This is a genomic window from Dechloromonas sp. HYN0024 (assembly GCF_003441615.1).
GTDB lineage: Bacteria > Pseudomonadota > Gammaproteobacteria > Burkholderiales > Rhodocyclaceae > Azonexus.
In genome coordinates this window covers 2,733,844-2,747,189 of sequence record NZ_CP031842.1, presented here as the reverse complement: position 1 = coordinate 2,747,189, position 13,346 = coordinate 2,733,844, and the positions used below count along the sequence as shown (strand labels likewise).

The following is a 13,346-nucleotide window of genomic DNA, read 5'->3' as shown; positions in this document are numbered from 1 at the left end:
CCATGACTGCAAATAATCCTTCCGACCTGTCTGTCGTCAGCGATCGCCTTTCCAAGAAAGCGATGCGCCACGCCAGCGAACGGTTCATCGAGGCGCTGCTTTTCGCGGCTGCCGCCGTTTCGGTGTTGACGACCATCGGCATCGTCTATGTGCTCGTTTCCGAGTCCGTACATTTTTTCCAGAATGTCAGCATTATCGATTTTCTGACCGACAGCCAATGGACGCCGCTTTTCGATGACGCCCATTTCGGTATTGGCGTGCTCGTCTCGGGTACGCTCGTTTCATCAGTGGTGGCGCTCGGTGTTGCCATCCCGATGGGCACCATCATCGCCATCTACCTGTCCGAATTTGCCCACAGCAATGTGCGCGAGATTGCCAAGCCGATCCTCGAGTTGCTCGGTGGCATTCCGACCATTGTCTTTGGCTATTTTGCGCTGCTCATGGTGACCCCGCTGTTGCAGATGATCTTTCCGGAGCTGCCGGGCTTCTCGCTGCTGTCGGCCGGTCTGGTCATGGGCATCATGATCGTCCCCTACATCGCCTCGCTGTCCGAGGATGCCATGCGCGCCGTGCCGATGAGCCTGCGTGAAGGCTCGTATGCACTGGGTTCGACCCGTCTGCACACCGCCTTGCACGTCGTCGTCCCGGCTGCCTTCTCCGGTCTCGCTGCCTCCTACATCCTGGCCATCTCGCGGGCTGTCGGCGAAACGATGATTCTCGCGGTGGCTGCCGGCATGCAGCCGAATCTGACCTGGAACCCGATGGAACCGGCCGCAACGATCACCTCCTTTATCGTCCAGGTTGCCCTTGGCGACCTGCCGCACGGCTCGATCGGTTACCAGACCATTTTCGCAGCCGGCCTGACGCTGATACTGATCACGCTCATGTTCAATATTCTCGGCCAGTGGCTGCGCCGCAAATTCCGGGAGAATTACTAATGCAAGCAACGACCCTGACCACCGAACAAATCCGTGCCCTGATTGCCCGCGGAAAGCTCAAGGACGCAATCTTCAAGGGCCTGGGTATTTTCTGCCTGGCCGTCGCCCTGCTCGTCATCGTGCTCCTCGTCTCCGACATGGTGATCAAGGGCTCGGAACGCCTGACGCTGGATTTCTTCACCAACTTCGCCTCGCGTCATGCCAGCAAGGCCGGCATCCTGTCGGCCTGGGTCGGCTCGCTGCTGGTCATGTTCGTCACTGCCCTGGCGGCCGTACCGATCGGCGTGGCCGCCGGTGTCTATCTGGAAGAATATGCAGCGCGTAACTGGGTCACCGAGATCATTGAGATCAACATCACCAATCTCGCTGCGGTGCCGTCGATTGTCTATGGCCTTCTCGCCCTCGGCATCTTCGTGTACCAGTTCGGTTTCGGCCAGAGCATCCTGTCGGCCGGCCTGACCCTGGCCCTGCTCATCCTGCCCATCATCATCGTGTCCACTCGTGAAGCGATCCGCGCCATTCCGGCGATGATCCGCGAAGGCTCGATGGCGGTCGGTGCGACGCGCTGGCAGACCTGCCGTTACCACATCATCCCCTACGCCATGCCCGGCATTCTGACCGGTGTCATCATCGGTCTTGCCCGCGCTATCGGCGAAACGGCACCGATCATCACCATTGGCGCGCTGACCTTCATTGCTTTCCTGCCGCCGGTGCCCTACACCGAAATCAGCGAAGGGGTGAATGCCGGCCTCTTCGACTGGGTGATGTCGCCCTTCACCGTCATGCCGATCCAGATTTTCAACTGGACCTCGCGCCCCGACCCAGCCTTCGAAGTCAACGCTGCTGCTGCCGGCTTTGTGCTGATGGCCATGGTGCTCAGCATGAACGCCATCGCCATCTACCTGCGCTACAAGATGCGCAAAAACATCAAATGGTAATTTCATGCGCCGGAACGCCCCGGCGCATGAGATGAAATGCCGCATACGAATATCGATATGGAGTCTCCAATGCAGATCCAAGACACACCGAACCTCAAGGCCGAAGCACGCGGTCTAAACTTTTATTACGGTGAAAAGCAGGCCCTCAAGGGCATCAACATGCCCATCTACGACAAGAAGGTGACGGCGCTGATCGGGCCTTCCGGCTGCGGCAAGTCGACCTACCTGCGCAGCTTCAACCGCATGCACGACCTCTACCCGGGTAACCGCTACGAAGGCGAGATCCGTTTCTTTCCGGACAACACCAACCTGCTGTCGCCGGAAGTCGATCCGATCGAGGTGCGCATGCGCGTCGGCATGGTTTTCCAGAAGCCGAATCCTTTCCCCAAGTCGATTTACGAAAACGTTGCCTATGGCCTACGCGTGCGCGGCGAGAACAATCGTCGCGTCCTCGATGACAAGGTCGAGCATGCCCTGCGTGGCGCGGCGATCTGGGACGAAGTGAAGGACCGTCTGCAGGACATGGCACCGAATCTTTCCGGTGGTCAGCAGCAACGTCTGTGCATCGCCCGCGCCCTGGCGACCGATCCCGAACTGCTGCTCTTTGATGAGCCGACTTCGGCCCTCGACCCGATTGCTACCGGTGCCATCGAAGAACTGGTGCATGAACTGAAAAAGCGCGTCACCATTCTCATCGTCACCCACAACATGCAGCAGGCAGCACGGGTGTCCGACTACACGGCGTACATGTATCTGGGCGAAATGATCGAATTCGGCAAGACCGACGAAATCTTCATCAAGCCGCAGGACAAGCGTACTGAAGATTACATCACCGGCCGTATGGGTTAAGCGCACAGCGCCATCGAGGAAATGAAAATGAACGAAAGCCAACACCTGTCCAGCCAGTTCGACGAAGAACTCAGCCGCCTGCGCACCCACGTGCTACAGATGGGCGGACTGGTTGAAACTCAGGTTTCCGCCGCCATCGAGGCTTACTCGACGGGTGAGATCGCCAGCGTCAAGACCATCGTCGAGACCGACCGCAAGGTCAATGAACTCGAAAAAGCCATCGACGACGACTGCGCCCACATCATCGCCAAGCGTCAGCCGACCGCCTCCGACCTGCGCCTCATCCTCGGCATCAGCAAGATCGTCACCGATCTTGAACGGGCCGGCGACGAAGCCAAGAAAATCGCCAAGGGCGTTCGCCGCATTTACGAAAACGGTCATCTGCCCGGCCAGTACGGCGTCGGTATCCGCCATCTGGCGGAAGCTGCGCTGACCATGGTGCGCCAGGCCCTCGACGCCTTCGCCCGTCTCGATACGCCGCAGGCGGCCGATGTCATCCGGGCCGATACCGATGTCGATGCCGAATTCAAGTCGATCATCCGTCAGTTGATCACCCACATGATGGAAGACCCACGCACCATCACCACCTCCATCGACATCATCTGGATCGCCCGCGCCATCGAACGAATCGGCGACCATGCCAAGAATGTGTCGGAGCAGGTAGTCTATATCGTCGAAGGGCGTGACATCCGTCATACCAAGGAGCTGGCCAAGTGACACCGACGATACTGGTCGTTGAAGACGAGCCAGCCATCCAGGAACTCGTCACCATCAATCTCAAGCACGCCGGCTTTCTGGTCGTCCGTGCCGGCAGCGCCGAGGAAGCCGAGTCGGCGATCCGCGCTGCGCTGCCCGATCTGGTCATTCTCGACTGGATGTTGCCCGGTCAGTCGGGCGTGGCGCTGGCCAAGAAAATCCGTGCCGATGAGCGGACGCGCGAGCTGCCGATCATCATGTTGACCGCCCGTGTCCATGAAGAAGACAAGGTTCAGGGACTCGAAGCCGGTGCCGACGATTACATCACCAAGCCCTTCTCGCCCAAGGAAATGGTCGCCCGGGTCCGCGCCGTGCTGCGCCGCCGGGCTCCGCACCTGGCCGGCGAGGCAGTCGAGATCGGTACGCTGGCCCTTAATCCGGCGACCCATCGGGTGATGGCAGGTGGTCAGCCGATCGAGCTGGGGCCAACCGAGTTTCGCCTGCTTTTCTTTTTCATGACCCACGCCGAGCGGGTCTATACCCGCGCCCAGTTGCTGGATGAGGTGTGGGGTGACCATGTCTTCATCGAGGAACGCACGGTTGATGTGCATATCCGTCGTCTGCGCGCCGCGCTCGAAGGCTCGGGCAACCACGAGCGGGTCGAAACCGTGCGCGGTACCGGCTACCGCTTTCGGGGAGCCTGAACGGCGTGTCATCGCAACTGATTCGGGCCCTGTTGCTGGCCTTGCTGTCGATGGTCATTGCCCTGCCGGTCGGGCATTTCATCGCCCACTGGGCCGGCTGGCTGGTCTTCTGTGGCGGTCTCGGCCTGCAGATGGCCTTTCATTTTCGCAACTTCGCCCGGCTTGATCGCTGGTCATACCAGCCGATAGTCGATGCCGGCCTGGAAGGTGAAGGGGCCTGGGACGGGATTTTTGGCCGCCTTTACCGGCACGAGAAAGAACTGCGTAGCCAGATCGCTGAGCGTGACGATCAGATCGTCCGTCTTTTTGCGGCCTTGCAGGCGCTGACCGACGGTGTCGTTGCCCTCGATTTCAATCAGCAGATCGTCTATTGCAACACCACGGCCGAAGAACAGTTGGGCCTTGCCTTGAGCACCGATGTCGGGCAGCCGATTGTCAATCTGGTACGCCAGCCCGAGTTTGTCGCCTACCTGACCGGTGGCGACTTTGAACGGCCCCTCACCCTGCGTTCGGATCGTGGCTCGGATCGTGTCCTCTCCATCCACATTGTTCCCTATGCCGGCAACCGCCGGCTCATGCAGATCAAGGATGTGACGCAGACTGATCGTCTCGACCAGATGCGCCGCGATTTCGTGGCCAACGTTTCGCATGAACTGCGTACCCCGCTGACCGTGCTGGCCGGCTTTCTTGAAACCTTGCAGGAAATCGACCTCGACAAGGCCGATCAGCAACGCTATCTCGACCTGATGGCCGAGCAGTCCAAGCGTATGGAGTCGATTGTCCAGGATCTGCTCACCCTGTCGTCCATCGAGTCGGCACCGCCGCCGTGTACCGACGTGGTGGACATGAGCAATCTGATCGACAAGCTGCGGCGAGATGGCGAGGCCCTGTCGGGTGGCCGTCACCGCATCCTGGCCGAGAACGACGGGATGTGCGACCTGCGTGGCTCCGAGCCCGAACTGGTCAGTGCTTTCGGGAATCTGGTTGCTAATGCCGTGCGCTACACGCCGGCCGGCGGTACGGTGCGCATCGAGTGGAAGCGGACGCCGCAGGGGGCCGAGTTTGCTGTCGAGGATACCGGGATCGGCATCGATGCCAAACACATTCCGCGTTTGACCGAGCGCTTTTACCGGGTGGATCGTGGGCGCTCACGCGACGCCGGCGGTACCGGCCTTGGCCTGGCTATCGTCAAGCATTCGCTGAATCGTCACCAGGCCCAACTTGAGATCAAGAGCGCACCGGGTGTCGGCAGCCGCTTTGCCGCAAGGTTTCCGGGTAGCCGCGTGGCCAGCCTTTAAACGTGGGAAATTGAGCCGCGATTCCCGCCTTGGCGGGAGATCACATCGTCATGGCGCGCGCCCCGCGCTGTCACGGGGCGTCTGACTGATCAGCGGAAGAAGCGACCGAAGATGCTACCGAAGAAGCCCGGACGGGCCGTTTGCGTGATGGCGGCCTTGGCTGTCTCATCGCCATCGGCAACCATCTTCTTGACGGCATCGGCGTAGTCGCGGTCTTCGCTGGCGATGTGATTGATCAGCCACTTGGACAGCATCAAATGCAGTTCATCGGCAATATCCTCACCCTTGGCGGCGCGCATGGTGAACTCGGTGACGCGCTTGATGAACAGTTCGTGCACCTTCTTGTGCGGCTTGAGGAACTTGTAGCCGGCATCTTCGAGCATCGATTCCTCAAAGCCGAAATGCGACTGGGTGTAGTCAATCAGTTGCTCGATGATGTCGGTGACCATGTGCTTGTCACCCTTCATCTTGGCGATTTCCAGGTCGTTGATGTAATCGACGATGCGCTGGTGCTGCGAGTCGATGACGTCGATTCCGGTATTAAGTCGATCTTCCCAAATGATAGGCATGCTGTTTCCCCCGGTATTTTTGCGATCTAGAGAGTAGATATTACTTTTAGGATAGTGCTGTTGACGTGAGTCAACATTGTCGCGCAAGTCATCCCTGGTCGGGTGAGTTCCGTTGAATTTTCAGGCTTTGACCGGCCTCACCTTGCTGGCGGCGAGCTTGGCAGCAGCCCTCGCCTGGTCGGTCGTGCCGGCATTGGCGACGGCAACGCCCATGCGCCGCTTGGCGAATGCTTCTGGTTTGCCGAACAGGCGCAAGTCGGTGCGTGGCACGGCAAGCGCCTCTTCGATGCCGGTGAAGGCAATCCCCTTTTCGTCCATGCCGCCATAGATGACGGCCGAGGCGCCGGGCTCGCGCAGGGCGGTGTCGACGGGCAGGCCAAGGATGGCCCGGGCGTGCAGCTCAAATTCTGAGAAACGCTGCGAACACAGCGTGACCAGTCCGGTGTCGTGCGGGCGCGGGCTGACTTCGGAAAACCAGACCATGTCACCCTTGACGAACAGTTCTACGCCAAAAAGCCCACGCCCGCCGAGATTGCCGGTTACGGCGGCAGCGATTTCCTGGGCGCGGGCCAGTGCCGTCGGTGTCATCGCCTGTGGCTGCCATGATTCGACGTAGTCGCCGGCCACTTGAATGTGGCCGATCGGCTCGCAGAAGTGAGTCACCACTTCGCCGGCTGCATTGCGGGCGCGGACGGTGAGCAGGGTTATTTCGTAGTCGAAGTCGATGAAGCCTTCGACGATGACCCGGCCCTGATTGACCCGGCCTCCGCTTGCTGCGTAGTCCCAGGCCTTCTGCACATCATCCGGGCCGCGCAGCAGGGACTGCCCCTTGCCTGACGACGACATGGTCGGTTTGACAATGCACGGATAGCCGATGCCGTGGTCGATGGCGGCCCGCAGTTCACCCAGCGAATCGGCGAATTGATAGGGCGAGGTGGGCAGGCCGAGTTCCTCGGCGGCCAGCCGGCGGATGCCTTCCCGGTTCATGGTCAGTTTGGCGGCGCGGGCCGTCGGGATGACTTCAGCCAGCCCGGCGGCTTCGATATCGACCAGCATGTCGGTGGCGATGGCCTCGATTTCCGGGACGATGAGATGCGGCCTTTCCTGTTCAACCAGACGGCGCAATGCCGCACCATCGGTCATTGAAATGACATGGGCGCGATGGCCTACCTGATGGCCGGGGGCATTCTCATAGCGGTCGACGGCGATCACTTCGACGCCCAGACGTTGCAGGGCAATGATCACTTCCTTGCCGAGTTCGCCGGCGCCAAGCAGCATGACGCGGGTCGCGGAGGGGGATAGCGGGGTGCCGATTTGCATGCGGTTGCCTTGGAGGAAAGAGTTCTGAATTCACCCGAATTTAGGCGTTTGCGCGTCGTATCGTCAAGCCACGCGTGTCGGCGCACCGGAATGGGGTGCCGGGCTGCTTTATAATGCCGCGATGCAATTGCGATCCCTGCCACTCTCAATCGAGCGTTTTCTGCTGTCGCCGTTCAGCCTGTTGCTGGCGATCTTTCTCGCCTTCTTCCTGAATGCCTACAGCCTGCCGCTGACCGATGTCGACGAAGGGGCCTTCTCCGAAGCCACGCGGGAAATGATGGCGCGCGGCAATCTCGTTTCGCCGACCCTCAACGACGCACCGCGTCACGACAAGCCGATTCTCATCTATTGGGCTCAGGCCGCTTCGGTCAGTGTGCTGGGCGTCAGTGAAATCGGCTTCCGGCTGCCGTCGATCATTTTTGCCATGCTCTGGATGTTCGCGCTCTATCGTTTTTGTCTGCGCCACGGCAACCGGATGACGGCGCAGGCGGCGGCGCTGGTCATGGCCCTGTCGCTGGTGGTGGGTTTCATCGCCAAGGCGGCAATTGCCGATGCCTTGCTCAATCTGCTCATTGCCATGGCGATGTTCGGCATCTACGACTATTTCTGCGCCTGCCGCGAAGGGCGGGGGACGGCCGAACGTCGGCGCCTGCTGATTGGCGTTTATGCCGCCCTCGGTCTCGGCTTCCTGGCCAAGGGGCCGGTCGCTGTCTTCTTTCCCTTGCTGATCAGCGGCCTTTTCTTTGTTTCCGCCGGTGCGCTGCGCCCGTGGCTCAAGGCCGTCTTTTTCTGGCCGGGCTGGCTGCTCTTTCTGGTCATTGTCGTGCCCTGGCATGTGGCGGTCTATCTCGATCAGGGCGACGCCTTCTTCCGCGGTTTCTACCTCAAGCACAACATCAACCGCTATGCCGACACCTTTGAGGGGCACGGTGGCCGCTGGTGGTATTACTTCGCGGTCATGCCCTTCATCCTGCTGCCCTTCACCGGCTGGCTGCTGGCCATTGTCGGCAAGGTGGCCAGTCAGTTGCGGCACGCCGATAGCGAAGCACTATTCGAACGTTTCCTGATTGTCTGGTTCGTCGTCGTCTTCGCCTTTTTCTCGTTTTCCGGTACGCAGTTGCCGCACTACCTGCTTTACGGCTGTACCCCGCTGTTCATCCTTCTGGCCCGCCACCGGCTCAATGCCGAGCGGCGGCTGGTGGCCTTTGTCCCGATGGTTCTCTTTGCCCTGCTGCTGGCTGCGCTGCCCGAAATTCTCGCGTTCGCCGCCAGCAAGGTAAGCCGGCCATTCGAAACGATGCTGCTGTCGGGGCTGCTGGCCGCCTTTTCCGACGAGGCCCGCTGGTTGTTGCCGCTGCTGGCACTGGCCGTTATCGCTATCGCCCTGTGGCGTCGTTTGCCCGTCTGGCAGGGACTGGTGCTCGCCGGACTGTTGCAGGCGACGACCGTTGCCCTCGTCGTCGCGCCGCGCGTTATCGGCGTCACTCAGGGGCCGGTGCGAGAGGCCGCGCAAGTTGCCAGAGAGAGTGGCGCGACGGTGGTCGCCTGGCGCATCATCATGCCCAGCTTCAGTGTCTATCGGCAGGCGGCGACGCCCACCCGAGTGCCTGAACTCGGCCAGTTGGTATTTACCCGCACCGACCGCAAGCATGAAGTGCAGGCGCTGCTCCCGCCCAACCTCATCCTTCACGACGTCTATCAGCGCAGCTTTGTGACGCTGGCCCGTGTCGAGACCCAGAAAAAGTGACCAACGATCAGCCACTGCATGCGCCGAACCGCTGGTTCGATGCAGCCATGCTCGCGCTGTTCCTGTTACCGGCTCTTGGGCTCATCCTGCTCGGCCAGACGGGTGACTGGCATGGTGGATTCGTGCCGGCGCAGGCGGCCAGCCAGGTCTTGCCGCCCTGGTTCTGGGAAACCTTGACGACGCTCGGCGACGGTCGCCTTCAACTGGCCCTGATGCTCCCGTTCTGCCTGCGCTACCCGCGTGTCTTCTGGGCACTGGTGCTTGGTGCGCTGATCGCCGGGATGATCAGCCGTGGTTTCAAGATCTGGCTGCCGCTGCCGCGTCCCGCGGCGGTAATCGATGCCAGCCAGATCACCATTATTGGCGCCCGCCTGACAGCGCACAGTTTTCCCTCGGGGCATACCGTCTCGGCCTTCTCCTTTGTCGTTGCCTGGCTGGCTCTGCTCGGCTGGCGCGCCCTGCCGATCGTTCTCATCGCCCTTCTGGCCGCCTTTTCGCGCATCGCTGTCGGTGCCCACTGGCCGGTGGATGTGCTGGCCGGGGCCATCATCGGTCTGGCCGGTGGCTGGGTCGGCCTGCGCCTGAGCCGGTATTTTCGCTGGGGTCTGGCGGTGCGCCCGCACTGGATTCTCATCGGCATTGCCGTTGTCGCGGTGGCCAGCCTGCCATTTGACGGGCAGGGCTATCCCGATACCCTGGTCTGGCGCAGCATTGCCTGTCTGTGGGGGCTGGGTGGCTTTGCCATGGTCTATCTGCGGCCCCTCGTCCGCGACGGCTGGCAGGCCGTCAATGCGCCCCTCGCCGGGCTTGATGCGAAAATCGGCGCAGCTTGAGCCGATTGCTGATGCGCTGACGGCTGCAACAAAAGCTTAACCCGGCCGTAATTTCCGGGTCACGGCATGGTCGTATCGTGCGGCCATGCCCAAGGTCCGATCCGTCTTCCTCTCCGACATCCACCTTGGCACGCGGGCGTGCCAGGCGGACAAACTCCTCGACTTTCTGCGTGACCATCCGGCCGATCAGACTTTCCTGATTGGTGACATTGTTGATTTCTGGGCGATGAGTCGCAGCATCAACTGGTCGCAGGCCCAGAACACCGTGGTTCAGAAACTGCTGCGCCGGGCCCGGCATGGCGACCGTGTTGTCTTTATTCCGGGTAACCATGATGAGGTGTTGCGCGAATACTGCGGCATTGTCTTCGGCGAGGTCGAGGTGGTCGATGAGCTGGTGCATGAAATGGCCGATGGCCGGCGCTTTCTGCTCATTCATGGCGACCAGTTTGATCAGGTGACGCGTCATCATCGCTGGGTGGCCGTGCTCGGCGATCATGCCTACGAGTTGCTGGTCCGCATCAATACGCTGCTCTCATGGGGGCGGCGCAAGCTCGGTATTGCTGGCTACTGGTCGCTGGCCGGCTACGCCAAGCGGAAGGTCAAGACGGCCCTGACTTTCATTTTTGATTTTGAAGAATCGGCTATCCATCATGCCAAGGAGCGCGGCCTGGACGGCGTCATCTGCGGCCACATCCACTGGGCGACGATCCGCGAGATCGACGGCCTGACCTATGTAAATTGCGGCGACTGGGTCGACTCCTGCACGGCCATCGTCGAGCACTTCGACGGTCGGCTGGAACTGGTCACCTGGGGCGAAGCACCGCCGGTGGCCTTGCTGGCTGCGCCGGTGGTCGAACCGATTGGCGAAACTGTAGAGGCCTGAGATGCGTGTATTGATGGTGTCCGACGTGTATTTTCCCCGCGTCAATGGCGTTTCGACCTCGATCGAGACCTTCCGTCGAACCTTGTCGGCGCACGGGGTCGAGGTCAGGCTGGTGGTGCCGCGTTACGGTGACGAAGCCGATGAGCCGGGCATCGTTCGGGTTGCCGGCCGGCCCGTGCCGGGTGACCGCGAAGATCGTCTGGTGGGCTGGCAGGCGATGCACCGGGCCGTACTCGAGGCAGCGCGCGATTGCGACCTGATTCATGTGCAGACCCCCTTTGTTGCCCATTACGCCGGTCTGAAGGCCGGGCGGGTGCTGGGCTTGCCGGTGGTGGCGACGTATCACACGTTGTTCGAGGAATACCTGCAGCACTATGCGAAGCTAATCCCATCCGGCTGGCTGCGCGGTCAGGCCCGGGCTTTTTCTCGCCGCCAGTGCAATCAGCTCGATGCCGTGATCGTGCCGTCGACAGCGATGCACCAGCGACTGGAGGCCTATGGGGTGACTTCGCCGATGCACGTACTGCCGACCGGCATTCCGATGGCGCAGTTTGCCGCCGGTAACGGGCCGAGGTTTCGCCAGCAGTTCGGCATTGCCGAAACGCGGCCGGTGGCGCTCTTTGTCGGCCGGGTGGCTCATGAAAAGAATATCGGATTCCTCCTGGAGGCCCTTGTCCAGGCGCGCCAGATCAGGCCGGACAGCTTGCTGGTGATCGCCGGGGAGGGGCCGGCGATGGCTGACCTCAAGGCGCAGACGGCGGCGCTCGGGCTGCACGAGGCCGTGCATTTCATCGGTTATCTCGATCGCCAGCAGGCCTTGCCGGATTGCTATGCGGCCGCCGATGTCTTCGTTTTCGCCTCGCGCACCGAGACGCAGGGGCTGGTCCTGCTGGAGGCGATGGCGGCCGGGTTGCCGGTTATCGCCCTGTCGGAAATGGGGACGACCGATATCCTTTCGCCAGGTCGTGGCGCTTTTTCGCCGCCTGACAATGCGCGGGCTTTCGGCGAGGTGCTCGGTCAGTTCCTGAATGATCCGGAGGCCTGGCGACATCTGGCCGAGGAGGCACCGGGCTATGCCCGCGAATGGAGTGATGTGGCGATGGCCGAGCGACTGGCCCGGCTCTATCGCCAGCAGGCTGGCCGGCAGGCCGGTCAGGTTACGCCATTGACCTCGGCGGCGTGAGTGCGCAGACGATGAATCAAGCAATGACGCCGGCCTGCATTCGTTGCCGCTATTTCGGGCGGCGGATGCCCTGAACGGTAGTTGTCACCGCTACCCGCCGGCTTATTCCGGCGACAGTTCACCGCGCGAGTCGCACCACTGGCGTCATCCGGTGATTGGGCCGCATGGCTGGTGCGGCGAGTTCCGGCCGCTCGCCAACGATCAGATATCTTCGAGCGGCGTCACCATCTGATTCAGATTGCGCAGGCGTTCGGCCATGACGCGCATGACCTGGGTAGCGAAAAACGGGGTTTGCTGGACGAGAAACTGGAAGCGTTTTTCGTCGACCGCGACGAACTCGCAATCGCTCAGCGCAACCACGCTGGCCGAACGCGGGCCGGGTGAAACCAGGCCCATCTCGCCAACGATGCTGCCGTGTTCGAGCTGTTCGACGACGCGGTTATTGACAATGACTTCAGCGCTGCCGACGGCGAGGACATACATCATGTGCCCCGGCTCGTTCTCGGAAAACAAGGCTTGTCCGGCGGCAACCTTGATGATGGTCGGGTTGTGGGAGAACAGTTCGAAAAAAACCATGATTAATGTTTCCGGAAGGCGACAACCCGCCTTGTAGCACAGGGCTACCAACAATCATGTTTCAGTTGTGTGAACAATTGGGCGCATATGACCTAGAACAAGGTCGGCGAGATCAGGCGCAGGCCGATCGAGAACCAGTGCTGCTCGCTGATCGCGTCGACGCGGCTGCCATAGGTGGTGTCGATCTGGATACGGTTGGGCACGATCCAGTGGCGGATACCGAGTTGAAAATACGGATTGCCCTTGTCCTGGCCATAACTTTCGGCGATCAGGTAAGTCCGCTCGCTCATCTGGATTTCGCTGCCGAGGCCCCAGGTCATGCGGTTCTCGCGGTTTTCACGCTCGCGGGTGACGCCGAGATTGGTGTGGATGACGACGCGGTCGTCGGCCAGCGAGAAACTGACCGGGACATAGAAGTAAGGATTGGCGTCATGGGAACTGCCCGGTTGCGCCGCGTAGCCGACGGACAGACCGATGCCGTAGCCATTGGTTTCAAGGGGTTTGAAGAGCGATTTCAGCTGGATCACCGCGGCACCGGTTTCCTGATGGCTGTCGTTGTAAGCCAGCGCCCCACCCATCGTCAGTTCCAGGTTGCCGCCAGGGTTGCAGGCCGGCAAGGCCCACAGTTCGTGCTGACTGCCGTGCAGGTGCAGCCATGACTCCAGCTGGCAGGCGCCGCCATCGGTCAGTCGGGCATCGTCGGTGACCATCGGGCGGGCGGCTCGCGCGGTCGGAGCGATGGCAAGCAGTATGAGGAGGGTGGCAAGCAGGCGCATGGGGGAAATTCCGAGGAGCTTATAGCGCGATTGTGA

The 13,346-nt window shown here is 61.3% G+C and carries 14 protein-coding genes; 10 read left to right on the top strand and 4 right to left on the bottom strand.

Annotated features, from left to right (window positions below):
* Positions 1 to 2: 2 nt before the first annotated feature.
* From pstC to phoR, 6 genes are all read left to right on the top strand, one after another.
* Entirely contained in the window at positions 3 to 938 is a 936-nt protein-coding gene (gene pstC / locus HYN24_RS13205; RefSeq protein WP_205421391.1) for a phosphate ABC transporter permease subunit PstC, read from the top strand.
* Positions 938 to 1,876 (top strand): phosphate ABC transporter permease PstA, encoded by a 939-nt coding sequence (pstA, locus tag HYN24_RS13200; protein ID WP_117609679.1) that lies wholly within the window; start codon positions 938 to 940, stop codon positions 1,874 to 1,876. Before pstC ends, pstA begins: the two co-directional genes overlap by 1 nt.
* Positions 1,877 to 1,945: 69 nt before the next feature.
* Positions 1,946 to 2,725: a phosphate ABC transporter ATP-binding protein PstB gene (pstB, locus tag HYN24_RS13195; protein ID WP_117609678.1), complete on the top strand. Its 780-nt coding sequence runs from the start codon at positions 1,946 to 1,948 to the stop codon at positions 2,723 to 2,725.
* 27 nt (positions 2,726 to 2,752) lie between these two features.
* Positions 2,753 to 3,442 carry a phosphate signaling complex protein PhoU gene (phoU, locus tag HYN24_RS13190; RefSeq protein ID WP_117609677.1) on the top strand — a complete coding sequence of 230 codons (690 nt, stop codon included), beginning with the start codon at positions 2,753 to 2,755 and terminating at the stop codon, positions 3,440 to 3,442.
* The gene (gene phoB, locus HYN24_RS13185) at positions 3,439 to 4,125 is read left to right on the top strand and encodes a phosphate regulon transcriptional regulator PhoB (protein WP_117609676.1); all 687 of its coding nucleotides are present in this window, start codon (positions 3,439 to 3,441) and stop codon (positions 4,123 to 4,125) included. The genes phoU and phoB overlap by 4 nt, the downstream gene beginning before the upstream one ends.
* Before the next feature lie 5 nt (positions 4,126 to 4,130).
* Positions 4,131 to 5,423 carry a phosphate regulon sensor histidine kinase PhoR gene (gene phoR, locus HYN24_RS13180; protein ID WP_117609675.1) on the top strand — a complete coding sequence of 431 codons (1,293 nt, stop codon included), beginning with the start codon at positions 4,131 to 4,133 and terminating at the stop codon, positions 5,421 to 5,423.
* A gap of 89 nt (positions 5,424 to 5,512) precedes the next feature.
* On the opposite strand, the gene HYN24_RS13175 is transcribed toward phoR, so the two are convergent.
* Together HYN24_RS13175 and purT are read right to left on the bottom strand one after the other, a co-directional pair.
* Positions 5,513 to 5,992: a bacteriohemerythrin gene (locus HYN24_RS13175; protein WP_117609674.1), complete on the bottom strand. Its 480-nt coding sequence runs from the start codon at positions 5,990 to 5,992 to the stop codon at positions 5,513 to 5,515.
* Between the two features lie 120 nt (positions 5,993 to 6,112).
* Positions 6,113 to 7,312, bottom strand: a complete 1,200-nt coding sequence (gene purT / locus HYN24_RS13170; RefSeq protein WP_117609673.1) for a formate-dependent phosphoribosylglycinamide formyltransferase — start codon at positions 7,310 to 7,312, stop codon at positions 6,113 to 6,115.
* Positions 7,313 to 7,433: 121 nt separating this feature from the next.
* Here purT and HYN24_RS13165 point away from each other — a divergent pair, with 121 nt between their 5' ends.
* The 4 genes from HYN24_RS13165 (at position 7,434) to HYN24_RS13150 (ending at position 11,958) form a co-directional block, all read left to right on the top strand.
* On the top strand, positions 7,434 to 9,059 hold the full coding sequence (locus tag HYN24_RS13165) for a glycosyltransferase family 39 protein (RefSeq protein ID WP_117609672.1): 1,626 nt from the start codon (positions 7,434 to 7,436) through the stop codon (positions 9,057 to 9,059).
* Complete coding sequence (locus HYN24_RS13160; RefSeq protein ID WP_117609671.1) at positions 9,056 to 9,892, top strand: phosphatase PAP2 family protein; 837 nt, start codon at positions 9,056 to 9,058, stop codon at positions 9,890 to 9,892. Before HYN24_RS13165 ends, HYN24_RS13160 begins: the two co-directional genes overlap by 4 nt.
* 85 nt (positions 9,893 to 9,977) lie before the next feature.
* A complete protein-coding gene (locus HYN24_RS13155; protein ID WP_117609670.1) occupies positions 9,978 to 10,775 on the top strand; it encodes a UDP-2,3-diacylglucosamine diphosphatase in 798 nt (265 codons plus the stop codon).
* Position 10,776: 1 nt separating this feature from the next.
* Positions 10,777 to 11,958 (top strand): glycosyltransferase, encoded by a 1,182-nt coding sequence (locus HYN24_RS13150; protein WP_117609669.1) that lies wholly within the window; start codon positions 10,777 to 10,779, stop codon positions 11,956 to 11,958.
* Between the two features lie 201 nt (positions 11,959 to 12,159).
* Here HYN24_RS13150 and HYN24_RS13145 read toward each other — a convergent pair whose 3' ends face one another.
* Positions 12,160 to 12,534 (bottom strand): Crp/Fnr family transcriptional regulator, encoded by a 375-nt coding sequence (locus tag HYN24_RS13145; protein ID WP_117609668.1) that lies wholly within the window; start codon positions 12,532 to 12,534, stop codon positions 12,160 to 12,162.
* 92 nt (positions 12,535 to 12,626) lie between these two features.
* A complete protein-coding gene (locus tag HYN24_RS13140) occupies positions 12,627 to 13,310 on the bottom strand; it encodes a hypothetical protein (RefSeq protein WP_117609667.1) in 684 nt (227 codons plus the stop codon).
* Between the last annotated feature and the right edge of the window lie 36 nt (positions 13,311 to 13,346).